The organism is Phenylobacterium sp., assembly GCF_046290725.1.
Taxonomy (GTDB): domain Bacteria; phylum Pseudomonadota; class Alphaproteobacteria; order Caulobacterales; family Caulobacteraceae; genus Phenylobacterium.
Window position 1 is genome coordinate 1,119,851 of sequence record NZ_JBKBUH010000001.1, and the last position, 20,900, is coordinate 1,140,750.

A 20,900-nucleotide genomic window follows, 5' to 3' on the forward strand; every position below is an offset into this window, starting at 1 on the left:
GCTTCAGTCCTCGGTTTCGTCCTCGTAGCCGACCAGGGCCAGCGCCCTGGCCTCGATCCCGTGCAGCTCGGCCCAGCGGGCCAGCGCCTCCTCGCGCCCATGGGTGATCCAGAGCTGGCCCGGTCGGATCTCGTCGATGGTGGCGGTCAGCTCGTCCCAGTCGGCATGGTCGGAAATCACCAGCGGCAGCTCCACCCCGCGCTGGCGTGCGCGGGCCCGAACCCGCATCCAGCCGGAGGCGAAGGCCGCCACCGGATCGGGAAACCGCCGCGACCAGCGGTCGGCGAGCGCCGAGGGCGGCGCCACGACGATGGCGCCCGCCAGGTCCTGCTTCGCCGCTGAGGTGGCGGGCGCCAGCGGCCCGAGATCGATCCCGTGCGCCTCGTAGAGGCGGTTCAGCCGCTCCAGGGCGCCGTGGACGTGGATGGGCCGGTCCCAGCCGGCCTCCCGCAGCAGCCGGATCACCCTCTGCGCCTTGCCGAGGGCATAGGCCCCGATCATGTGCGAGCGTTCCGGAAACTGGGCGACTGAGCGCAGCAGTCGGGCGATCTCCTCGGCGTCGTCCGGATGGCGGAACACCGGCAGGCCGAAGGTCGCCTCGGAGATGAAGACGTCGCAGGGGACGGGCTCGAAGGGCGGGCAGGTCGGGTCGCGCCGGCGCTTGTAGTCGCCGGAGACCACCATGGTCAGGCCCTTCCAGCGCACCACCGCCTGGGCCGACCCCAGCACATGGCCGGCAGGAACCAGGGAGATCTCCACCTCGCCGTGGCGGACCACCTCGCCGTAGCGGGCGGGCTGGACCGTTTCGGCGAAGCCCTGGCCGTAGCGTTCGGCCATGATCGCCAGGGTCTCCGGTGTCGCCAGCACGGCCCCATGGCCGGCCCGGGCGTGATCGGCGTGGCCGTGGGTGATCACTGCGCGAGCCACGGGCGAGGTCGGATCGACGAAGAAGTCGCCGGGCGCGCAATAGAGCCCCTGGGGCTTGGGGCAGAGCAGGGCTTCGGGGCGGATCATGCGGCGAGGTCCCTGCGGCCTTCCCCCTTAACGAACATTACAGAGTATTCAGAATGTGAAATCGACTTCATGACTGAGACTTAACGAGTATTCGCGAACGCGTTTTTGTATACCCATCTCATCGGAGCGCGGCCGACGCGGTCCACAAAAGACAGGGAACACAGTCATGCAAAACACCTTCGCTTTCAACGGCCTCGCCAACTTCGCCCTCGCCGTCACCCCGCTCGTCGCGGTCCTGCTGGCGGTCTATGGTCAAGCGGCCGGCGCGTTCTAAGGGTTCCGCACCTTGACCTTGCGGAAGATTGACCGACAGGCGGAGGCGCCTCACTGACAAGGGGATGACGATCACCCCCGAGGCCCTTCGCGAGATGGCGCGGCACATGGTGGAAACCGTGCCGCAGGCCTCCGCCCTCGGCTTCAAGCTCGTCGACGTCCAGCCGAACCACGGCTCGATCCTGGCCCCCTGGCGGGCCGACCTGGTCGGAGACCCCGACACCGGCGTCATCGCCGGCGGGGTCGTGACCGCCCTTCTCGACCATTGCTGCGGCCTGGCCATCACCTCCGGCTCCATGTCCGAAGGCGGCCCCTTCTCCACCGCCACCCTGGACCTGCGCATCGACTACATGCGGCCTGCGACCCCGCGCGCCGACATCACGGCCCAGGCGCATTGCTACAAGCGCACCCGCACCATCGCCTTCGTGCGCGCCCAGGCCTGGGACGTCAGTCCCGCCGATCCCATCGCCACGGCCCAGGCGGCCTTCGTCCTGAAGCGGCCCGAGGGCGGCGCATGACGGAACCCACAGCGAACGAGCGCCTGCAGGCCTTCCTGGCCCGCGTGCCCTATGTGGACTTCCTCGGCATGCGCGCCGAGCTGGCGGGCGACGAGATGACCGCCATCCTGCCGTTCGCGCCGCACCTTGTCGGCAACGTCATGCTGCCGGCCCTGCATGGAGGCGTGATCGGCGCCTTCATGGAGATGACGGCCCTGGCCCAGCTCTCGATCCGCCAGGGAAGCGCGCGGGTTCCCAAGACCATCGACGTCACGATCGATTACCTGCGCCCCGGTAAGGCGATGATCACCTACGCCCGCGCCGATGTGCGCAAGATCGGCCGTCAGATCGCCAACGTGCAGGTCGAGGCCTGGCAGGAGGCGCGTGAGAAGCCCGTAGCCTCGCTGCGCGGCCACTTCCTCCTGTCCAGCTAGGCGGCGGCCTCGGCGTTCTCTTCCTTGTCCAGGCTGGCGCGGGCGGCGAAGAAGAGGTCGAGAGCGGCGATGGCCGCCACGGCGGCGAGGGCTGCGAAGGCGGCGGTCCGCCGCGGGTTCTCCCGGTCGATGGCCTTGGCCAGCGTCGCCATGTCCATCACGTCGCCGCCCACCCGCACCCAGAACCAGGGGCCGGGCTTGACGGGCGAGAGCAGGCCGGCGCCTGCCGCAATCTCGCGGGCGCCGAAGGCGCTCATCGCCTGTTCGTCGAGAGTCAGGCCGAGAGAGCGCGACACGCGGACGGGATTGGCGACGGCCACCACCCCGAGCGCGATCGAGAGCAGGCCCAAGGCGCGTTTGGCGACGAGCAGATCCATGGCGGGCGTCCTCCGGTGCGCAGGCAATGACGCCGAACCTGCGCCAAGGTTCCGCCGCACCGCGCGCCTGCGCGTCAAAAGTCCGCTTGAGGCGGGGCCCTCGGAGCGGTAACGCCCCCGCATGTCCGCCACCGCACAACCGACCACCGATCTCCGGGGCCTCTCGCACCAGGCCCAGGGCGCCAAGAGCTGGCCCTTCGAGCAGGCCCGCATCCTGCTCGACCGCATCCTGCGCCTGCGCCTCACCGACGCCGAGCGGGACCTGGCCGCCAGCCTGATCCACGAAGGCAAGGCCGATGAGGCCGTGCGCACTTTCCAGGCGCTGCAGAAGCCGGTGGTCTTCCAGTGCGGCTATGGCGCCTCGGGCCTGCCGCACATGGGCACCTTCGGCGAGGCCGCGCGGCCGACCATGGTGCGAACCGCCTTCCGGGCGCTGACCGGGGACGCCATCCCCTCGAAGCTGATCGTCTTCTCCGACGACATGGACGGCCTGCGGAAGATCCCGGACAACGTGCCCAACCGCCACCTCCTGGAGGAGGATCGCGACAAGCCGGTCACCAGCGTGCGCGACCCGTTCGGCGAATACGAGAGCTTCGGCGCGCACAACAACGCCCGCCTGCGCGCCTTCCTCGACGGTTTCGGCTTCGAGTACGAGTTCCTCTCCTCCACCGACTGCTACAGGTCCGGCCGCTTCGACGAGGTGCTGCTGCGCGTGCTGGAGCGGTTCGACGCCATCCAGGCGGTGATGCTGCCCACCCTGGGCGAGGAGCGCCGCGCCACCTATTCGCCCTTCCTGCCGATCAGCCCGAAGACCGGCCGGGTGCTGCAGGCCCCGACCCTGGAGCGCAATCTCGAGACGGGAACCATCGTCTTCCCCGACGAGGACGGGACGCCGACCGAGGTTCCCGTCACCGGCGGTCACGTGAAGCTGCAGTGGCGCCCCGACTGGGCCGCCCGCTGGACGGCCCTGGAGGTGGACTACGAGATGTCCGGCAAGGATCTCGTCGATTCCGTCCGGGTCTCGAACAAGCTGGTGAAGGTGTTGGGCGGGACGCCGCCGGAGGCCTTCCACTTCGAGCTCTTCATGGACGAGAACAACCAGAAGATCTCCAAGTCCAAGGGCAACGGCCTGACCATGGAGGAGTGGCTGCGCTACGGCGCGCCCGAGAGCCTGGCCTATTACATGTACCAGTCGCCGAAGTCGGCCAAGCGACTCTATTTCGACGTCATTCCCAAGGCGACCGACGAGTACCTGCAGCAGCTGGACGCCTTCAACCGCAATCGGGAAGGCGCGAATGCGCCGGCCATCGACAATCCCGCCTGGCACGTCCACCGCGGCGCGCCGCCGGAGAAGGGCTCGCCGGTCTCCTTCTCCCTGCTCCTGAACCTGGTCTCGGCCGCCGACGCCTCGACCAAGGAGATCCTCTGGGGATTCGTCTCCCGCTACATCGCAGGTGCGAGCCCGCAGAGCGAGCCGATGCTGGACAAGCTGGCCGACTACGCGATCCACTATTACGAGGACTTCGTGAAGCCCTCGAAGCGGTTCCGAGAGCCTGCGCCGCAGGAGCGGGCGGCGATGGAGGACCTGGTGCGGCGGTTCAAGGCCCTACCGGCCGGCTGCCAGGACGCCGAGCTGATTCAGAACGAGGTCTATGAGGCGGGCAAGGCCGGCGGCTTCGAGCCCCTGCGCCTGTGGTTCGGCGCGCTCTACGAGGTGCTGCTGGGCCAGAGCCAGGGGCCGCGCTTCGGCTCCTTCGCGGCCATCTTCGGGCTGGACCGCACCATCGAGCTGATCGAGCGTGCGCTGGCGGGCGAGCTCGTCGCCGCCTGAGGCCTTGCGGGCTCACGCCCAGGTTACCAACGATCACCTTGACGTAAACGGAAGGTGGGATTTACGCTGTCAGCGGTCAAAAAGCGCGTTCAAGGGAGGACGCCATGCCTGCGGATCTGCGCCGCCCCGCCCGGACCTACACGATCCGGCAGCTCTGCCTGGAATTCAAATGCACGCCGCGCGCCCTGCGGTTCTATGAAGACAAGGGCCTGCTCTCGCCCGCCCGCGACGGCATGAACAGGGTCTATTCCTACAAGGATCGCGCCCGGCTTCAGCTGATCCTGCGCGGCAAGCGCGTAGGCCTGTCGCTCTCCGAAATCGGCGAGATCCTCGATCTCTACGAGATCGGCGACGGGGGCGCGGCCCAGAACGCCAAGTCGCTGCAGAAATTCCGCGAGCGGATCGTGGCCCTGGAGGCCCAGCGCCGCGACATCGACCAGGCCATCGAGCAGTTGCGCACGGGTTGCGACGCCCTGGAAAAGCAGCTCGCCGCGACCCGGCCGGACCTGCTGCCCCGCGCGGCCGACTACGACCAGGTGCTGCGCGCGCGCCTGGGCGACCTGGAACACGCGAAGTAGGCGCGGGCGCTTCTGCGCCGCCGCCATTGGAGATAATCAAGGGGCTCCAGCACGCCTGCGAGCCCCTTTAGCCGTTCGGAGCCCCGATGCCCTACCAGCCCCCCGTGCGCGACCATGTCTTCCTGCTGCGCGACGTCCTGCGCCTGGAAAGCTACGCCAACCTGCCCCACTTCGCCGACGCCTCCATCGATGTGGTGGAGCAGATCGTCGAGGAGGCCGGCCGGTTCACGGGCGAGGTGCTGGCGCCGCTGAACGCCGTTGGCGACAAGCAGGGCTGCGTCTGGAATCCCGACCACACGGTCAAGACCCCGCCCGGCTTCAAGGAAGCCTACGCCCAGCTGGTGGAGGGGGGCTGGCCGGCGCTGGGGGCGGAGCCGGCCTATGGCGGCCAGGGCCTGCCGCATGTGGTCAACCTCGCCTTCTCGGAGATGAGCTCCTCGGCGAACATGGCCTTCTCCATGTATCCAGGCCTGACCCACGGCGCCTATTCGGCGATCCTGAACGGCGGCTCCCAGGCGCAGAAGGACCTCTACCTGCCCAAGCTCGCCTCCGGGCAATGGTGCGGGACCATGAATCTGACCGAGCCCCACTGCGGCACGGATCTCGGCCTGCTGCGCACCAAGGCGGTTCCACAAGCAGACGGCAGCTATCGCATCACTGGCGGCAAGATCTGGATCTCCGGCGGCGAGCACGACATGGCCGAAAACATCGTCCACCTGGTGCTGGCCCGCATCGAGGGCGCGCCGGAAGGCGTGCGGGGCATCAGCCTGTTCATCGTGCCGAAGTTCATCCCCGACGCGGACGGCAAGCCGGGCGAACGCAACAGCGTCTATTGCGACGGCTTGGAAGAGAAGATGGGCATCCACGGCAACGCCACCTGCGTGATCCGCCACGAGGGGTCGCAGGGCTGGCTGGTCGGCGAGGAGAACCAGGGCCTGAAGCTGATGTTCGTGATGATGAACGAGGCGCGGATCGGGGTGGGCCTGCAAGGCATCTCGCAGGCCGAGGCCGCCTATCAGGCCGCCGCCGAGTTCGCCAAGGAGCGGCTGCAAGGCCGGTCCCTGACCGGGCCGAAGAACCCCGACGGCCCCGCCGACCCGATCATCGTGCATCCCGACGTGCGCCGGATGCTGATGGATAGCCGCGCGCTGATCGAAGGCGGGCGCGCCTTCCTGTTCTGGACCGCCCTGCAGGGCGACCTCGCCCACGCCCATCCGGATGAGGCGGTGCGCCAGAAGGCCGCCGACTACATGGCGCTGATGACGCCGGTGGTGAAAGGCTTCCTGACCGACCGGGGGCTGAAGGTCTGCTCGGATGCGGTGCAGGTGCACGGCGGCTCGGGCTTCACCGAGCACTTCCCGGTCAGCCAGTACATGCGCGACGTGCGCATCGCCCTGATCTACGAGGGCACGAACGGGGTGCAGGCCCTCGATCTCGTCGGCCGCAAGCTGGCCGCCCAGGGGGGGCGGGCGGTGATGACCTTCTTCGCCGAGATCGACGCCTTCGTGGAGGCCAACCAGGGCGAGCCTGCGCTCAAGCCGTTCACCGACGCGTTGGCCCTCGCCAAGGCCCAGCTGCAGGAGGCGACCCTCTGGCTGATGCAGCACGGCTTGGCCAATCCCGACAACGCCGGAGCGGCCTCCACCGACTATCTGCAACTCTTCGGCTATACGGCGCTGGCCTATATGTGGGCCCAGATCGCCGTGGCGGCCCAGGCGAAGATCGCGGCCGGCGAGACCGATCCCTTCTATGGGAACAAGCTGACCATCGGCCGCTATTACATGGATCGTGTCCTGCCCGAGGCGGGCGCCCACCTCGCCAAGCTGAAGACGGGTTCGGAACTGATGATGGCCCTGCCGGCGGAAGCGTTCTGAAAAAAGCTCGGCCTTAGGGTCGCGCCGGACGGCTGGCGTCCTATATCCAGCGCCTCACCCGGAGGACGCCATGGCCGCATATTTCGCCGATCTCGAATGGACCCTGAAGCCGGGTGAGGACTTCCTGAAGGGACGCTACAGCCGGGCCCACACCTTGCGTTTCGACGGGGGGGCGGAGGTGCCGGCCTCGGCCTCGCCGCACGTGGTCGGCAAATGGGCCGACGAGAGCGCTGTGGATCCGGAGGAGATGCTGGTGGCGGCGCTTTCCAATTGCCACATGCTGACCTTCCTGCATAAGGCGCGGCTGGCCGGCTTCGTCGTCGTCGCCTATCGCGACCATGCCGAGGGCGTGATGGAGGAAATCGCCCCCGGCCGCCAGGCGGTGACGCGGGTGATCCTGAAGCCGGAGATCGAGTGGGACGGCGCCGGACCGGATGCGGCGACGCTGGCCGAACTGCACCACGCCGCCCACGAGGACTGCTTCATCGCCAACTCGGTGAAGACCCAGGTGACGGTGGCCGGGCTTTAGGCCGCCTTAGCCGCCGGCGCGGCGGCGTTCAGGGCCTCGATCAGCTTGTCCATCAGGATCGGCTTGGCCAGGTGGCCGTCCATGCCGGCGGCGACGTACTCGGCCACCTGATGCGGCATGGCGTGGGCCGTCAGGGCGACAATTCGCGTGCGCGGGCGGCCGAGCGCGGCCTCGCGGCGGCGGATTTCGCGCACGGCGGAAACCCCGTCCAGCACCGGCATCTGGATGTCCATGAAGACGAGGTCGAAGGTCCCCTGCTCCCAGGCCTGGACGGCCGCTTCGCCGTTTTCGGCGATCAGCGGCTCGATGCCGAAGGCCGCCAGTATGGTGGTCACCACCAGCTGGTTCGTCGGATTGTCCTCGGCCACCAGCACGCGCAGCGGCCAGGCGAGGGCCTTGTCGTCGGTTCCAGCCGGCGCTTCGGCGCGGGCCAGCGGAAGGATCGCCCGGAATGTGCTGCCGCGACCCAGTTCGCTCTCAACCTCCATCCGCCCGCCCATCAAGCCGACGATATCGTGGCAGAGCGCCAGCCCCAGGCCTGCGCCGCCGAACTGCCGGGTGACGCCCCCGTCGCCCTGCTCGAAACGGCCGAACAACCTGGGAACCAGGTCGGGCGCCACGCCGACGCCGGTGTCGGAGACGACCAGCGCCAGGCCCTGCCCTTCAACCGGCGCGACGCGCACCTCCACGCGACCGCGCTCGGTGAACTTCACGGCGTTGGAGGCCAGGTTGTAGAGCACTTGCCGCACCCGGGCGGAATCGCCCATCCAGCGGCCTTCTACGCCGGGCTCCACAAAGAGCGCGAACTCCAGCCCCTTGGCCGCAGCGGCGGCGGCGAAGACCGTCCGCCCCCCCTCCGCGATCTCCGCGACTTCGAAGGGCGCCTCTTCCAGCTGAAGGCGACCGGCCTCGATGCGCGAGATGTCCAGCACGTCGTTGAGCACGGAGAGCAGGGCCGAGCCCGACGCCTCGATCACCGCCAGCCGTTCGCGTTGGCGGTGATCGAGGCCCTCCAGCGCCATGGCCTGGGCCATGCCGATGATTCCGTTCAAGGGCGTGCGCACCTCGTGGCTCATATTGGCCAGGAAGCGCGACTTCAGCAGGCTCGCCTCCTCGGCCGCGTCGCGGGCCGCGTGGGCTTCGGCCAGCGCGCTGTTCAAGCTGGCGTCGTAATCGCGCAGCGCCTCCAGCAGACCGTTGAAGTTGCGCGCCAGCCGGCCGACCTCGTCGTCAGAGGTCACCTCGACAGCGCGGTCGAAATCGCGGGAGGCCGCGACCGCCTCCAGGACCTCGTCGAGCGCATGCAGCGGCCGGAGCGCCCGGCGCACCATCCGGCGCGCCAGCCAACCGGATCCGAGGGTTCCCGCCGCCGAGAGCCCGATCGCCGTCAGGATGTTGACGATCCGGAAGCGCAGCAGCTCTGCATGGCTGCCAAGGAGAACGAGCTCGCCGACCCGGCGGCCGCGCTCGAAATGGGGAATGCGAATCTCCACCCCCTCCGGCGTGCGCCGCGCCTGGGCCGCAGCCACGCCGGAGGGCGACGGCGGGACGGCGTTCTCGTCGCGGCGGAAGTCCAGCCGGCGCCCGTCGGCGGCCACATAGCTCGCGGCTGTGGCGTGCTCCGTGGCGCGGAACACGGCGAGGGCCTCGGCGGCCAGACGGGCGTCGTCGCGCCGCAGGGCCTCGTCGGCAAGGCCGGCGATCACCCGGCCGGCGGCGAGTTGGTCGGCCGCTAGGTCGTCGAGGTCGGCGGTCCAGTTGCGGTACTGATAGATCGAGAAGGTGCACGTCAGGGCGGCCATCGTCGCGATCAATACGATCACGACGATCTTGGTCTCCAGCAGCGGCGTTCGCCTGGGCCTTTCCCGCCCGAGGCGGATGGCCCGCGGCATCCGCACCCTCACAGCTTCTCGGCAAGCAGTGTGGCCTTGAATTCTTAAGGTTTTCTTCGAAGAGGGGCCTCGGCCAACAGTTTCGCCAGCCGCTCGCTGAGAGCGCCTGCATCCTTCAGCTCGCATTCCCAGAGCGTCTTGGCACGCCAGCCGGCGACGGTCAGGGCGTCAAGCGCCGCGGCGTCCCGGGCGCGGTTGCGGGCGACCTTGGCCAGCCAATAGTCGCGATTGGCCTTCGGCACGCGCGCGCCGCGGCGGCAGTCGTGGCCGTGCCAGAAGCAACCGTGCACGAAGATCGCCAGCCGACGCCCCGGCATGACGATGTCGGGCGAGCCCGGCAGGTCCTTCCGGTTCAGGCGACATCGGGCGCCGAGCGCGGTCAGGGCCCGGCGCACCTTCCGTTCGGGCGTAGTGTCCCGCCCCTTGACCCGGCGCATGACCGCCGAGCGTTTCTCCGGGTCGAAGACGTCGGTCAAAGCCCTTCGAACAGCGCCGTGGAGAGATAGCGCTCTGCGAAGCTGGGGATGATCGCCACGATCAGCTTGCCGGCGTACTCGTCGCGGGACGCCAGGTCGAATGCGGCCGTCAGGGCCGCGCCGGAGGAGATGCCCACCGGCAGGCCTTCCTCGCGGGCCACGCGGCGGGCCATGGCGAAGCTGTCCTCATTGGAGACCTGGATGATCTCATCGATCACGCCGCGGTCGAGGATGGAGGGCACGAAGCCGGCGCCGATGCCCTGGATCTTGTGCGGGGCGGGCTGACCCCCGGAGAGCACGGGGGAGGCGGCGGGCTCGACCGCGACCATCTTCACCGACGGTTTGCGCGCCTTCAGCACCTGTCCGACGCCGGTGATGGTGCCGCCGGTGCCGACGCCGGAGATCACCGCATCGACCCGGCCGTCGGTGTCGTTCCAGATCTCCTCGGCGGTGGAGACCCGGTGGATCAGCGGGTTGGCGGCATTGTCGAACTGCTGGGGCATGACTGCGCCCGGCGTGGCCTCGACGATCTCCTTGGCGCGGGCCACGGCGCCGGCCATGCCGCGCTCGGCCGGCGTCAGCTCCAGCTTGGCGCCCAGGATGATCAGCATCTTGCGCCGCTCGATGGACATGCTTTCTGGCATGACCAGGGTGATCTGATAGCCCTTGGCCGCGGCCACGAAGGCGAGCGCGATGCCGGTGTTGCCGCTGGTCGGCTCGACGATTGTGCCCCCCGGTTTCAGGTGACCCTCGGCCTCCAGCCATTCGATCATCGAAACGCCGATGCGGTCCTTCACCGAGGCCAGCGGATTGAAGAATTCGAGCTTGGCGACCACCTCGCCCTTGGGCGCCAGCGCCTTGTGCAGCCGCGGCAGGCGCACCAGCGGCGTGTCGCCGATCAGGTCGAGCACGGAATCGTAGATCTTGCCTCGGCCAGAGCGCTGGTAGCGGGCGGCGTCATAGGCGGAGGCGCCGGCGTCGGCCATGGCGGTTTCCTCGTCGTTTCTTGTGTCGGACCGCGCGACCTTAAGCCTGCAGACGGGATTTGGAAGCGCACTTCTTCTGAAGGCCGGCGCCAGAAGGCCTATTCGGCGGCGAGCGCCGGTCGGGCCTCGATGATGGGCTCCAGGATCCCCGCCGAGAGCCAGCGCACGACCGGCACGGCCACGCCGTCGCCGATCACGTGCAGGGCCGCCGTGGCCGGCGCGGGCAGGCGATAAGCCTCGGGCAGGCCCATCAGGCGCGCGCCCTCCCGCGGCGAGACGAGGCGCGAGCGAACCTGGCCGCCATCGACGACCAGCAGGGTCTGGCGCGAGGAGCCGCCGCGGGGGGTGCGCAGGCAGCCGGCCAAACCGTCGAACCGCACCTCGGCGCGTTGAACCCGTGCGCCCTTCTCGACACGCATCCGGCGGAACACTGCGCCCACGCGGCGCTCGCCCGAGGCCTCGGCGGCGGCGAGCCGGGCCCGATGCAGGGGCGACATGAGGGCGAGCAGGCGCTCCGTCCGTTCGGCCGAATGCCAGGCGGCCGCCGCATCCGGCTCCAGCAGGCTGGCCAGATCGGCGTTGCGTCGTGGGGGAGCCGCGCCGCGCCACCAGATCCAACCTTGCGCCAGGTCCGCGGGCAGGCGTCCTTGCGCCTCGCGCACAGCGCGGGTGTGAAAGGGGCTTTCGCCCTGCAGGCCGGCGGGGGGCGCGAGCCGCGTGGCGATTACGAACACCCGGGGGCGCGACTGAGGCAGAAAGGCCGCCGCGTCGATCTCCAGCGCGCCGAAGCGGTAGCCCTGTCTGGCCAGCGCCGCGCAGAGGGCGGTGAAATCGGCGCCGCCGTGGGAGGTCAGCAGGCCTGAGACGTTTTCGATCACCACCAGCGGCGGGGCCTCTGCGCCCATCGCCTCGATCAGCCGCCAGAAGCCGAAGAAGGCCGAAGACCGGCCGCCTTTCAACCCCGCACGGCCGCCCGCGAGGCTGAAGTCCTGGCAGGGGGACGACGCCCAGGCGAGGCTCGCCCCTCGAGGCAGGTCCGAAGGCGCGAGCGCCCACACATCGCCTTCGTGAAAGTGTTCGGCGTCAGGGAAATTGTCCCGATAGGTCGCGGCCTTCACCGGGTCGAAATCGTTGGCGAAGGCGCAGGACCAGGCCTCGCCGAGGCCGAGCCGCGCCATGCCGCCGCCGGCGAAGAATTCCAGGAAGGAAGGGCGGCGGTTCCGACTCATCGCCGCGAAGTCTAACCTGATCGGCCAGTCGCGAAAGGAGGTGTCCATGCGCCCCATTCTCCCGGTTTTCGGCGCCCTGGCGCTCGCCGCCTGCCAGCCCCAGGCCCCCAACGGCGAGCCCGCCGCCCCGCCGGCCGATGCGCCCGTAGCCGGAACCCCCTTCGCCGGGGATTTCGATGCGCGCGGAACCGAGCCCTTCTGGGCGGTGCAGATCCGCCCCACAGGAATAACCCTGATCCGGCCGGAGCCCGAGCCGCCCGTGGTGGCGCCGAACCCCGGCCCGGCCGCCGACGGCGCGCGCGCGGTCTGGTCCTCGACGGCGGCCGACGGGCGCGCGTTCGTGGTCGCGCTTTCGGAGGCGCCCGGCTGTTCCGACGGCATGTCGGACCTCGCCTATCCCTATGCGGCGACCGTCACCCTCGGCGAAGAGACGTTCAGCGGCTGCGGGGCGAAGGCCTCGGAAATGCCGCGTGAGGGCGGCTAGCCTCGATTGAGGGTCAGGGTCTCGAACTGCGACTGGGCGGGCTTGCTCCGCCCGACCTGCGGCGTGGGCAGCAACAGGCCGACCGCGACGGCCGCCAGCGCGGCGAGCGCCAGAAGCGCCTTGAGTTTCATCTCCGCAAACTCCCTCGACGCCCAAAGCCTAGCTTGTTGCGGTAAACGCGGCGCGAACTCGGGCGAAGATTCCTGAGAAAGTCTGAGGCGACGCTTCGGATCGCCCTTGACCCGACGCCAGGGAAGGGGCGGCTTAATCGGACAAAGACAAAAGCCTTGAGGGAGCGCGCCATGGAACGGGCCTATGACCTGGTGATCCGCGGCGGGACGGTGATCGACGGCACGGGCGCGCCCGGCTTCGTCGCCGATGTGGGCGTGAAGGACGGCCGCATCGCCGCCGTGGGCGCCGTTTCCGGTCGTGGGGCGGAGGAGATCGACGCTCGCGGCCTGCTGGTCACCCCGGGCTTCGTCGACATCCACACCCACTACGACGGCCAGGCCACCTGGGATGTGCGGATGCAGCCCTCCTCGTGGCACGGCGTGACCACGGTGGTGATGGGCAATTGCGGCGTCGGCTTCGCGCCCTGCCGGCCGCAGGATCACGACCGCCTGATCCGATTGATGGAGGGGGTCGAAGACATCCCCTTCCCGGTGCTGGCCGAGGGCCTGCCCTGGAACTGGGAGAGCTTCCCCGACTATCTCGACAGCCTGGCTTCGCGGCGCTTCGACGTGGATATCGGAAGCCAGCTGCCCCACGCGGCCCTGCGCGTCTATGTCATGGGCGAACGCGGCGCGAACCGCGAGGAAGCGACCGAGGCCGACATCCACGCCATGGCCGCCATCGCCAAACGCGCGGTCGAGGCCGGCGCGCTGGGCTTCTCCACCTCCCGCACCCTCAATCACCGCACCAGCGACGGCCAGCCGACCCCGACGCTCACCGCCTCGGAAGCCGAGCTGACCGGCATCGCCATGGGCCTGGCGGCCGCCGGGAGGGGCGTGCTGCAGTTCGTCTCCGACTTCGCCGATCCCGAAGCCGAGTTCGCCATGCTGCGGCGGATCGTGGAGCGTTCGGGACGTCCGCTCTCCTTCTCCCTGGTGCAGAGCCCCCGCGCGCCGGAGCAGTGGCGGTTCCTGCTGGACCGGCTGGCCGAGGCCACGGCGGCGGGCCTGCCCATGCGCGCCCAGGTCTGCGGTCGGCCGGTCGGCATCCTGTTCGGCTTCGAGTTGACCCTGAACCCCTTCAGCCAGCACCCGAGCTACCGCGAGATCGCCAAGGCTCCGCTGGCCGAACGGGTCGCCCGCCTGCGCGATCCGGCGTTCCGCGCCCGCCTGCTCTCCGAAGCGAGCCAGGCCGATCCGGCCTTCGCCGCCAATATGACCCGGAACTGGAAGACCATGTTCCTGATGGGGGAGACGCCGGACTACGAGCAGACGCCGGATCGCACGGTGGCGCGGCTCGCCGAGGCGGCCGGCGTCGCACCTGAAGAGCTGGCTCTCGACCACATGCTGTCGAACGAAGGCAAGGGTATGCTCTACCTGCCGTTCCTGAACTATGCCGACGGCTCTCTGGACCCGTCCTACGAGATGCTGATCCATCCGGACACCGTGCCGGGCCTTTCCGATGGCGGCGCCCATGTGGGGATGATCTGCGACGGCTCCTTCCCCACCTCGAACCTGACCCACTGGACGCGCGACCGCACCCGGGGCGCCCGGCTGCCCCTGGAGGCCATGGTGCGGATGCAGAGCCGCGACACGGCCCTGGCGCTGGGCCTGGCCGACCGGGGCTTGCTCTCCCCCGGCTATCGCGCCGACCTCAATGTCATTGACTACGACAGGCTGTCGCTCTTCGCGCCCGACGTGGCCTACGACCTGCCGGCGGGCGGCCGGCGGTTGATCCAGCGGGCGAGCGGCTATGTCGCGACCGTCGTCGCGGGCGAGGTCACCTATCGCGACGGCGAGCCCACAGGCGCGCTGCCGGGCCGGCTGCTGCGGGGCCGCACAGAGGCCCCCTCGGCGCTCGCCGCAGAATAGCCGCGTTAGGCGGCGGTTCACGTCTCTGAGCTAAACCCTCGCCCCTGCGGAGTTTTTTCCCATGGTTGGCGAGATTTCGTCCACGCGCACCTTGCATCGGCTGGTCTATGCGAGCCGTCAGGCCTTCGCGCCCGGCCAGTCGCCGGAGGAGGAGATCGGAAGCCTCATCCGCGCATCGATCCGCAACAATCGCGCGGTGGCCGTGACGGGCCTGCTGCTGGTTCACGAAGGCTGGTTCGTCCAGGCGCTGGAGGGCCCGGCCGAAGCCGTGATGACGACCTACGGCCGCATCGACCGCGATCCACGGCACACCGACGCCAAGGTGATCGCGGCCGGACCCGCAAGCGCGCGGGCTTTCGGCGATTGGAACATGTGCGCGCGACGGTTCTCGACCGCCGACGACGCGATCCTCGACACGCTGGCCCAGCGCACGCATTTCGATCCGCACCGCCTCACGGGCGCCTCCGCCCTGCGGCTCTTGAAGGCGGTGCGCGGCATCCAGGATCGGGTCGGATTGGCCGCCCTCCGTTAGCGCTCCTGCGCCCGTTCGCCGCAGCCAGGCTTAAGCCAAGCTTAGCCATGGCCGCGGGAGGCTGGAGAGCCCAAGAGGAGGCTTCCCCATGCCCGGGACCCGTCTTTCCTCCGCCGCCGGCCTGCACCGGCTGATCTATGTGAGCCGAGACCGGACGCCCGACGCCTCCGGCCCGGCCGAGACGCTCGCCGCCATCGTCCGACAGGCCGAACACCACAACGCCGAGGCCGCCGTCACCAGCCTGCTTTTGGCCCACGAGGGTTGCTTCCTGCAGGCGCTGGAGGGGCCGGGGCCGGCGGTCATGGCGGTGTTCCGCCGGATCTATGGCGATCCCCGCCATGGCGAACTGCGCGTGATCATCTCCGGTGCTGTCGAGCGGCGGGAATTTGGCGGGTGGAGCCTTTGCGCTCGCCGGCCCGAGCGCGACGACGCCCCGATCTTGGCCGCCTTGGGGCAAGGAGAGGCGTTCGACCCCGATCGCCTGTCGTGCCGCACCAGCCTCTGGCTGCTGATGGCCATGCGCAGCGCCCGCGCCTTCGCCTGACGCAGGCGGAATGCCGCTTCGCGCGGAAGGCGATGCGGGCCATATAGCGGCCCATGACCGCTTCGCCCGCCCGCACCGGCCTCCTGGCCGACGACGAGCTCGGCCGCGCGCGCGAGATCCTGCGGCGCACCTTTGGCCATGCCGACTTCCGCGGCCGCCAGGCCGAGGTGATCGCTGAAGTCCTGGCCGGCCGCAGCGCGCTCGCCGTGCTGCCCACCGGCGGCGGCAAGAGCGTCTGCTACCAGATTCCGGCCATGATGCGTCCGGGGCTGGGCCTGGTGATCTCGCCGCTGATCGCTCTGATGGCCGACCAGGTGGCGGGCCTGCAGCAGTCCGGCGTCGCCGCCGCGCGGCTCGATTCCACCGGAGAGGCCTGGGAGCGGGCGGAGACCTGGGAGCGGATCGAGCGCGGCGAGCTCGACCTGCTGTACCTTTCGCCCGAGGGGCTGATGCAGCCGGCCATGCTCGACCGGCTGCGGCGCACGCCGCTTTCCCTGATCGCCATCGACGAGGCCCACTGCGTCAGCCAATGGGGCCACGACTTCCGCCCCGAGTACCGCATGCTCGGCCGCTTGGCCGATATCTTCCCGGACGTCCCGCGCCTGGCGGTGACCGCCACCGCCGACAGCCGTACGCGCGACGACATCCGCGGGGAGCTTCGGCTGGAAGGCTGCGCCGAGTTCGTGGCGAGCTTCGCCCGGCCGGAGCTGGCCCTGGCCGCCGAGCGCAAGCGCGGAAACAATCACCGGCGGGTGGTGGAGTTGGTGAAGGCCCGGCCCGACCGTTCCGGCGTGGTCTATGCCGGCTCCCGCGAGGGTACGGAGAAGCTGGCCGAAGCGCTGCGCGAGGCGGGCGTGCCGGCCCAGGCCTATCATGCGGGCCTCGATAAGGCCGTCCGCGCCGAGCGCCTGGAGACCTTCCTGGAAGCCGACGCCGCGGTGATGGTGGCGACCATCGCCTTCGGCATGGGGGTGGACAAGCCCGACGTGCGCTTCGTGATCCACGCCGATCCGCCCGCCTCCATCGAGGCCTATTGGCAGGAGATCGGCCGCGCGGGGCGCGACGGCGATCCGGCCGAGGGGATCACCCTCTACGGCGCCGCCGACATGGCCTGGGCCTTCCGCCGGATCGACGGGCGGGAGGTGGACGACGCCGTCAAGCAGGTCCAGATGCGCAAGGTGCGCCAGCTCTACGCCATGCTGGACGGGACCGCCTGCCGCGCCGCCGCGGTCCGCCGCTATTTCGGCGAGGAGGGCGTGGCCCCCTGCGGCCAGTGCGACATCTGCCTGGGGACCATCGAGACCGTCGACGCCACCGAGGCGGCGCAGAAGGCGCTCTCGGCCGTCCACCGCCTGGGCGGCCGCTACGGCCGCGGGCGGCTGGCCGACCACCTTCTGGGCAAGACCAAGGACCCTTCCGCCTTCGAGGCGGGGCTTTCGACCTTCGGGATCGGGCAGGACCTCTCGCCCCAGGCCTGGCGGGACCTGATCGACCAGCTGCTGTTCGACGGCCTCCTGCGGGAGGACCCGAACGACGGCCGCCCGCTGATCGGCCTGGGCGACCTCTCGGAGGTGAAAGCGGTCTATCGCGGCGAGCGGCGCGTGGCCCTGCGCAAGGCCCTCGACGAGCCGGAGCGCCCGCGCCGGGCCCGCCGCGGGCGCGAGGCCGCGCCTCAGCTGGCGCCCCACGACCAGCCGGTGTTCGAGGCTCTGCGCGCCTGGCGCCGGGACGAAGCGCACCGTCAGCACGTGCCGCCCTATGTGATCTTCCACGACCGCACCCTGGCCGAGATCGCCGCGCGCAAACCGGGCGGCTTGCCCGAGCTCGGCGGCGTCGCCGGGGTGGGCGAAGGCAAGCTCGCCCGCTACGGCGAGGCGGTGCTGGCGGTCCTGCGGTCGGCGGACGCTTAGAGCGCGGCGCAAGCGGAACCGCAGCCGAAGCTCGCCGTTGCGCAGCGGTCCCGCTTGCAGAGGCTCCTGTGACCGCGCCCGCCCTCGACCCGCCCCGCTCCCTTAGCCGCTTCGCCGAAGACCTCCGGCGCGCCCCGTTCAGTACGCTCGCCGAGGCCGCGAGCCGGCTGGGCTATGCGGCCCGAGGGGTGGTCTATCTCTGTATCGGCGCCGTGGCTCTGGCAGCGGCGCTTGATCGCGTCCCTCGGGCCGAAGGGGCGCTGGCCGCCCTCGAGGCGCTGGGCGACTGGCCGTTCGGGCAGGCGCTCCTGTGGCTGACGGGGCTCGGCCTCTACGGCTTCGCCGGTTGGCGCGCCTTGCAGTCGGTGTTCGACGCCGACGGCCAGGGCCGCTCCGCCAAGGCCCTGGCCAATCGCCTGGGCCAGGCGATCAGCGGCGTCGTCTATGGATCCATGGCGGTATCCGTCTTCGCCCTGCTCGACGCTGCGGAAGATCTGGGCGAGGCCGACGACCGCGCGAAGACCCAGGAGAGCGTGCGCGCCCTCCTCGACGCGCCCGGCGGCGAGCTCTGGGTGATGGGCCTTGGGCTGTTCGTCTTTGGCGCAGGCGTGGGCAATATCGTCCAGGCGTTCGTGCGCGACTTCGGCAAGCGGCTGACCACGCGCGGACACCCGAGGCGGTGGGCCGTCTGGGCGGGCCGGATCGGCTATTTCGCGCGGGGAATCGCCTTCCTCCCGCTCGGGGTCTTCTTCTTCCGGGCGGGGTTCGGCGCCCGCACCGAAGAAGCCACGGGCCTCGGCGGCGCCTTGCAGGCGCTGGAGGCCCAACCCTTCGGCGGCGCGCTGTTGGCCGGCGTGGCGCTCGGCCTGGCGGCTTTTGGGCTGTTCGCCCTGGTGGAGGCCCGCTACCGCCGGCTGCAGATCGAAGAGGCGGTCAACCCTTAAGCCGCCGCGGCGGCCGCGCGGCTGTCGCGAGCCTGCAGGATCTTGCGCTCCTCGCCATAGAGGCGGACGGCCGTCAGTACGCCGGTGGCGTAGGCGCCGGTGTCCAGGCCCAGGCGGTGATCCAGAATCTGCGGCTCTTCCATGGGGGTGTGGCCGTGCACCACCACCTTGTCGAAGGGGCCGGCGGCGTCCAGGAATTCGCCGCGAATCCACAAAAGGTCGCGCTCGGCCTGGGCGTTCAGCGGCACGCCCGGGCGCACGCCCGCATGGACGAAGAGGTAGTCGCCAGCCTCCACCGTCAGCTCCAGGCTCTTGTAGAAGGCGCGGTGGCTGGCCGGAAGGGCGGCGCCGAAGGCCTCGGACGCACGGCGCCAGCCGTCGGCGTCGAGCCGCCCCGCCGGCGCCTGCACGCCATAGGCGGCCAGCGTCGCCAGGCCCCCGTGGGTGGCCCAGGTCTGGCCGAACTCAGGGTCCTCGAGGAACTGCAGCAGGGCCTCCTCGTGATTGCCCTTCAGGGTGCGGACCTCGAAGGCCGGCTTGTACGAAAGCTTCAGGATCCGCTCCACCACCCCAGCCGAGGCCGGGCCGCGGTCCACATAGTCGCCGAGGAAGACCAGCAGGGGTTTGCGCTGCGGCCGCAGGCTCACGGCGTCGGCGACGATGGTCTCGATCAGCGGATTGAGCAGGTCGAGCCGCCCGTGGATGTCGCCCACCGCATAGACCAGCCGGCCGCCGGTCGTGGGCGGCGGGCGCCTGTGGGCCTTCTTGCGGAGGAAGAGCTTGTCGAACACGGAGATTTTTCGAGCCTTGCGCGCCAGGATAGGCCGCCGGGTCCGGCGCGGCAACGCGGGAGCGGGAAGGCCGAGCGGCCTGTAGGCGCCTTGACCCCGCCCCCCGCCATGGTGAAGCCTGCTTTCCGAGGGGCGGACCAGATCGAGGAGGCGGGCGATGGCCCACAAGTTCGAAATCTACGAGGACAAGGCGGGCGAGTTCCGCGTGCGCTTCAAGTACAACAGCGAAGTGATCTTCTCGACCGAAGGCTACACGTCCAAGTCCTCCGCGCTCAACGCCATCGAGAGCATCAAGAAGAACGGTCCCGACGCGCCGACGGAAGACAACAGCTAGGCCGAAGCGTCGCAAGCCGCAGAGGACCGGGCGTAGGGGATCGGCCGCGCGGGCCGGGCGGCTCGCCGGGCGAACCAACCTCTTTGGCGAGATTGGCTGAGCGGAGGGGAGTTCAATCCGCCTCCGACGCCCGATTGAAAGTAAAGGATTTTCTGGCTGCTTCACCCTGGCTCGCGCTGCCCCGCGGCGCCGAGCAAAATCTTATACGCTGCGCCGCGTGATCTCGTAATCCACGACCAGCGGCACGTGATCGCTCATCTCGCCCGCGACATACTGCTCATGGGTTCCGATTTCAGCTTTACGGACCCTCATCTCCCGCGACCCGAACGCGAAATCGATGTGGAAGGGGCGGTCCAGGCTCCACCTCCAATAGAGGGTGGCGCGGCTTTCCTCGCCGTGAGCCTCGCCCGTGGCGGTGTGCCAGGCGCTCGACATGCCAAGTCCGTCCAGCCGGGAGAGGACGTCGCCGAACTTGCGTCCCTTCGGTTTGCGCGCGTCCAGCGCCACGCATTGATTGAAGTCCCCCACAAGGCAGCTCGGCGCGGCGCGAAGGAAGGGCTCCAGGGCGTCGAGAGCACGTAAGGTCGGCGCGCCGCAGTCGGCGGAGCTGTCGAGCCACACCGCCACGAGGTGGACGCGCTCGACCCCATTCGAGGCCACGACGGGAATGAACCATCGTTCCGAGACGACCGGCCCGGGGACGAGCGTCCAATCACCATATCCAATCGCAGCCAAGCCCTTCTGGCCGCTGTCGCCTAGCCACAGGGCGCGGTCGGTCAGGCGGGCGAAATCGATGCATCCCGGTCTCACTTCCTGCACGACGGCGATGTCGGGCCGGAGGCGTTCCAAGTGCCCGAACTTGCGGTTGAAGGCGTCGCACACGTTCCAGGAAACCAGCCGCATCACGCTCCCCGCCGAATGGGATCAGGTATAGGCGGCGCAGCTTTCAGACCGGCTAACCAACCGCCGTTCCCCTCCGCACGCCCAGGCGCAACGGAGGGCTGATTCAGGCTGGGCAGGCGGCGCTGCGACTCAAGCCACGTCGGACGACATTGGTCACAAGCGAAGTCGCAACAGCGCTGCTCCGAAGCTCCGGTGAGGGACTGAAAAGCGTGGGCCGTTGGAGAGTTTGGAAGATTCCTGGTGGAGCCGAGGGGAGTCGAACCCCTGACCTCCTCATTGCGAACGAGGCGCTCTACCAACTGAGCTACGGCCCCAGGAAGGCGCGGACATAGGGGTCTCGTGCGGGCGATGTCAAGCCGCAGAACCGCGCACGGGCGCCGGCTCCCGCCTTGCCAGGCTCGCGCCTGGGCCGCTAGAACCGGACCG

At 69.7% G+C, this 20,900-nt stretch carries 22 protein-coding genes and 1 tRNA gene; 13 read left to right on the plus strand and 10 right to left on the minus strand.

Annotation, left to right across the window (positions count from 1 at the left end):
* Positions 1 to 3: 3 nt before the first annotated feature.
* Positions 4 to 1,014, minus strand: a complete 1,011-nt coding sequence (locus ACK41C_RS05935; RefSeq protein ID WP_409651469.1) for a ligase-associated DNA damage response exonuclease — start codon at positions 1,012 to 1,014, stop codon at positions 4 to 6.
* A gap of 338 nt (positions 1,015 to 1,352) precedes the next feature.
* Between ACK41C_RS05935 and ACK41C_RS05940 the strand changes: the two genes are divergently transcribed.
* Positions 1,353 to 1,805 (plus strand): PaaI family thioesterase, encoded by a 453-nt coding sequence (locus ACK41C_RS05940; RefSeq protein ID WP_409651472.1) that lies wholly within the window; start codon positions 1,353 to 1,355, stop codon positions 1,803 to 1,805.
* The gene (locus tag ACK41C_RS05945) at positions 1,802 to 2,218 is read left to right on the plus strand and encodes a PaaI family thioesterase (protein WP_409651475.1); all 417 of its coding nucleotides are present in this window, start codon (positions 1,802 to 1,804) and stop codon (positions 2,216 to 2,218) included. Before ACK41C_RS05940 ends, ACK41C_RS05945 begins: the two co-directional genes overlap by 4 nt.
* On the opposite strand, the gene ACK41C_RS05950 is transcribed toward ACK41C_RS05945, so the two are convergent.
* Positions 2,215 to 2,595: a hypothetical protein gene (locus tag ACK41C_RS05950; protein WP_409651478.1), complete on the minus strand. Its 381-nt coding sequence runs from the start codon at positions 2,593 to 2,595 to the stop codon at positions 2,215 to 2,217. The genes ACK41C_RS05945 and ACK41C_RS05950 overlap by 4 nt on opposite strands.
* A 121-nt stretch (positions 2,596 to 2,716) precedes the next feature.
* On the opposite strand from ACK41C_RS05950, the gene ACK41C_RS05955 reads away from it, so the two are divergent.
* The 4 genes from ACK41C_RS05955 (at position 2,717) to ACK41C_RS05970 (ending at position 7,407) form a co-directional block, all read left to right on the plus strand.
* On the plus strand, positions 2,717 to 4,426 hold the full coding sequence (locus tag ACK41C_RS05955) for a lysine--tRNA ligase (RefSeq protein ID WP_409651481.1): 1,710 nt from the start codon (positions 2,717 to 2,719) through the stop codon (positions 4,424 to 4,426).
* A 104-nt stretch (positions 4,427 to 4,530) separates the two neighbouring features.
* Positions 4,531 to 5,004 carry a MerR family transcriptional regulator gene (locus ACK41C_RS05960; RefSeq protein ID WP_409651484.1) on the plus strand — a complete coding sequence of 158 codons (474 nt, stop codon included), beginning with the start codon at positions 4,531 to 4,533 and terminating at the stop codon, positions 5,002 to 5,004.
* 86 nt (positions 5,005 to 5,090) lie between these two features.
* Positions 5,091 to 6,878, plus strand: coding sequence for an acyl-CoA dehydrogenase C-terminal domain-containing protein (locus tag ACK41C_RS05965; RefSeq protein WP_409651486.1), 1,788 nt, complete (start codon positions 5,091 to 5,093; stop codon positions 6,876 to 6,878).
* Positions 6,879 to 6,948: 70 nt separating this feature from the next.
* Positions 6,949 to 7,407 carry an OsmC family protein gene (locus ACK41C_RS05970; RefSeq protein WP_409651488.1) on the plus strand — a complete coding sequence of 153 codons (459 nt, stop codon included), beginning with the start codon at positions 6,949 to 6,951 and terminating at the stop codon, positions 7,405 to 7,407.
* On the opposite strand, the gene ACK41C_RS05975 is transcribed toward ACK41C_RS05970, so the two are convergent.
* The 4 genes from ACK41C_RS05975 to ACK41C_RS05990 form a co-directional block, all read right to left on the minus strand.
* A complete protein-coding gene (locus ACK41C_RS05975) occupies positions 7,404 to 9,299 on the minus strand; it encodes an ATP-binding protein (protein WP_409651490.1) in 1,896 nt (631 codons plus the stop codon). The genes ACK41C_RS05970 and ACK41C_RS05975 overlap by 4 nt on opposite strands.
* A gap of 44 nt (positions 9,300 to 9,343) precedes the next feature.
* Entirely contained in the window at positions 9,344 to 9,775 is a 432-nt protein-coding gene (locus ACK41C_RS05980) for a very short patch repair endonuclease (RefSeq protein WP_409651493.1), read from the minus strand.
* Entirely contained in the window at positions 9,772 to 10,761 is a 990-nt protein-coding gene (gene cysK / locus ACK41C_RS05985) for a cysteine synthase A (protein WP_409651496.1), read from the minus strand. The genes ACK41C_RS05980 and cysK overlap by 4 nt, the downstream gene beginning before the upstream one ends.
* A gap of 98 nt (positions 10,762 to 10,859) precedes the next feature.
* A complete protein-coding gene (locus ACK41C_RS05990; RefSeq protein WP_409653933.1) occupies positions 10,860 to 11,990 on the minus strand; it encodes a DNA cytosine methyltransferase in 1,131 nt (376 codons plus the stop codon).
* A gap of 46 nt (positions 11,991 to 12,036) precedes the next feature.
* Here ACK41C_RS05990 and ACK41C_RS05995 point away from each other — a divergent pair, with 46 nt between their 5' ends.
* Entirely contained in the window at positions 12,037 to 12,474 is a 438-nt protein-coding gene (locus ACK41C_RS05995) for a hypothetical protein (RefSeq protein WP_409651499.1), read from the plus strand.
* Here the strand turns inward: ACK41C_RS05995 and ACK41C_RS06000 are convergent.
* The gene (locus ACK41C_RS06000; RefSeq protein ID WP_409651501.1) at positions 12,471 to 12,605 is read right to left on the minus strand and encodes a hypothetical protein; all 135 of its coding nucleotides are present in this window, start codon (positions 12,603 to 12,605) and stop codon (positions 12,471 to 12,473) included. The two genes, ACK41C_RS05995 and ACK41C_RS06000, sit on opposite strands and share 4 nt — an antisense overlap.
* Positions 12,606 to 12,776: 171 nt before the next feature.
* Here ACK41C_RS06000 and ACK41C_RS06005 point away from each other — a divergent pair, with 171 nt between their 5' ends.
* From ACK41C_RS06005 to ACK41C_RS06025, 5 genes are all read left to right on the plus strand, one after another.
* Positions 12,777 to 14,516, plus strand: a complete 1,740-nt coding sequence (locus ACK41C_RS06005) for an N-acyl-D-amino-acid deacylase family protein (RefSeq protein WP_409651503.1) — start codon at positions 12,777 to 12,779, stop codon at positions 14,514 to 14,516.
* A gap of 61 nt (positions 14,517 to 14,577) precedes the next feature.
* Positions 14,578 to 15,048, plus strand: a complete 471-nt coding sequence (locus tag ACK41C_RS06010; protein ID WP_409651506.1) for a BLUF domain-containing protein — start codon at positions 14,578 to 14,580, stop codon at positions 15,046 to 15,048.
* A gap of 88 nt (positions 15,049 to 15,136) precedes the next feature.
* Positions 15,137 to 15,592, plus strand: coding sequence for a BLUF domain-containing protein (locus ACK41C_RS06015; protein WP_409651508.1), 456 nt, complete (start codon positions 15,137 to 15,139; stop codon positions 15,590 to 15,592).
* Positions 15,593 to 15,645: 53 nt separating this feature from the next.
* Positions 15,646 to 17,502, plus strand: a complete 1,857-nt coding sequence (gene recQ / locus ACK41C_RS06020) for a DNA helicase RecQ (protein ID WP_409651510.1) — start codon at positions 15,646 to 15,648, stop codon at positions 17,500 to 17,502.
* Between the two features lie 68 nt (positions 17,503 to 17,570).
* The gene (locus tag ACK41C_RS06025) at positions 17,571 to 18,446 is read left to right on the plus strand and encodes a DUF1206 domain-containing protein (RefSeq protein ID WP_409651513.1); all 876 of its coding nucleotides are present in this window, start codon (positions 17,571 to 17,573) and stop codon (positions 18,444 to 18,446) included.
* On the opposite strand, the gene ACK41C_RS06030 is transcribed toward ACK41C_RS06025, so the two are convergent.
* A complete protein-coding gene (locus ACK41C_RS06030; RefSeq protein WP_409651515.1) occupies positions 18,443 to 19,237 on the minus strand; it encodes a metallophosphoesterase family protein in 795 nt (264 codons plus the stop codon). The two genes, ACK41C_RS06025 and ACK41C_RS06030, sit on opposite strands and share 4 nt — an antisense overlap.
* Positions 19,238 to 19,394: 157 nt before the next feature.
* Between ACK41C_RS06030 and ACK41C_RS06035 the strand changes: the two genes are divergently transcribed.
* Positions 19,395 to 19,571, plus strand: a complete 177-nt coding sequence (locus ACK41C_RS06035) for a YegP family protein (RefSeq protein WP_409651518.1) — start codon at positions 19,395 to 19,397, stop codon at positions 19,569 to 19,571.
* A 201-nt stretch (positions 19,572 to 19,772) separates the two neighbouring features.
* Here ACK41C_RS06035 and ACK41C_RS06040 read toward each other — a convergent pair whose 3' ends face one another.
* Together ACK41C_RS06040 and ACK41C_RS06045 are read right to left on the minus strand one after the other, a co-directional pair.
* The gene (locus ACK41C_RS06040) at positions 19,773 to 20,474 is read right to left on the minus strand and encodes an endonuclease/exonuclease/phosphatase family protein (RefSeq protein WP_409651520.1); all 702 of its coding nucleotides are present in this window, start codon (positions 20,472 to 20,474) and stop codon (positions 19,773 to 19,775) included.
* A gap of 238 nt (positions 20,475 to 20,712) precedes the next feature.
* A tRNA-Ala gene (locus ACK41C_RS06045) sits at positions 20,713 to 20,788 on the minus strand.
* Positions 20,789 to 20,900: the final 112 nt, after the last annotated feature.

What these genes read in the sequence shown, in the direction of transcription:
- ACK41C_RS06035 (WP_409651518.1), top strand. Translation starts at nt 19,395, where the DNA reads ATGGCCCACAAGTTCGAAATCTACGAGGACAAGGCGGGCGAGTTCCGC.
- ACK41C_RS05960 (WP_409651484.1), top strand. Translation starts at nt 4,531, where the DNA reads ATGCCTGCGGATCTGCGCCGCCCCGCCCGGACCTACACGATCCGGCAG.
- ACK41C_RS05975 (WP_409651490.1), bottom strand. Translation starts at nt 9,299, where the DNA reads ATGCCGCGGGCCATCCGCCTCGGGCGGGAAAGGCCCAGGCGAACGCCG.
- ACK41C_RS05990 (WP_409653933.1), bottom strand. Translation starts at nt 11,990, where the DNA reads ATGAGTCGGAACCGCCGCCCTTCCTTCCTGGAATTCTTCGCCGGCGGC.
- ACK41C_RS05965 (WP_409651486.1), top strand. Translation starts at nt 5,091, where the DNA reads ATGCCCTACCAGCCCCCCGTGCGCGACCATGTCTTCCTGCTGCGCGAC.
- ACK41C_RS05970 (WP_409651488.1), top strand. Translation starts at nt 6,949, where the DNA reads ATGGCCGCATATTTCGCCGATCTCGAATGGACCCTGAAGCCGGGTGAG.
- ACK41C_RS06040 (WP_409651520.1), bottom strand. Translation starts at nt 20,474, where the DNA reads ATGCGGCTGGTTTCCTGGAACGTGTGCGACGCCTTCAACCGCAAGTTC.
- ACK41C_RS05995 (WP_409651499.1), top strand. Translation starts at nt 12,037, where the DNA reads ATGCGCCCCATTCTCCCGGTTTTCGGCGCCCTGGCGCTCGCCGCCTGC.
- ACK41C_RS06000 (WP_409651501.1), bottom strand. Translation starts at nt 12,605, where the DNA reads ATGAAACTCAAGGCGCTTCTGGCGCTCGCCGCGCTGGCGGCCGTCGCG.
- recQ (WP_409651510.1), top strand. Translation starts at nt 15,646, where the DNA reads ATGACCGCTTCGCCCGCCCGCACCGGCCTCCTGGCCGACGACGAGCTC.
- ACK41C_RS05940 (WP_409651472.1), top strand. Translation starts at nt 1,353, where the DNA reads ATGACGATCACCCCCGAGGCCCTTCGCGAGATGGCGCGGCACATGGTG.
- ACK41C_RS06015 (WP_409651508.1), top strand. Translation starts at nt 15,137, where the DNA reads ATGCCCGGGACCCGTCTTTCCTCCGCCGCCGGCCTGCACCGGCTGATC.
- ACK41C_RS05950 (WP_409651478.1), bottom strand. Translation starts at nt 2,595, where the DNA reads ATGGATCTGCTCGTCGCCAAACGCGCCTTGGGCCTGCTCTCGATCGCG.
- ACK41C_RS05935 (WP_409651469.1), bottom strand. Translation starts at nt 1,014, where the DNA reads ATGATCCGCCCCGAAGCCCTGCTCTGCCCCAAGCCCCAGGGGCTCTAT.
- ACK41C_RS05955 (WP_409651481.1), top strand. Translation starts at nt 2,717, where the DNA reads ATGTCCGCCACCGCACAACCGACCACCGATCTCCGGGGCCTCTCGCAC.
- ACK41C_RS06005 (WP_409651503.1), top strand. Translation starts at nt 12,777, where the DNA reads ATGGAACGGGCCTATGACCTGGTGATCCGCGGCGGGACGGTGATCGAC.
- ACK41C_RS05945 (WP_409651475.1), top strand. Translation starts at nt 1,802, where the DNA reads ATGACGGAACCCACAGCGAACGAGCGCCTGCAGGCCTTCCTGGCCCGC.
- cysK (WP_409651496.1), bottom strand. Translation starts at nt 10,761, where the DNA reads ATGGCCGACGCCGGCGCCTCCGCCTATGACGCCGCCCGCTACCAGCGC.
- ACK41C_RS06010 (WP_409651506.1), top strand. Translation starts at nt 14,578, where the DNA reads ATGGTTGGCGAGATTTCGTCCACGCGCACCTTGCATCGGCTGGTCTAT.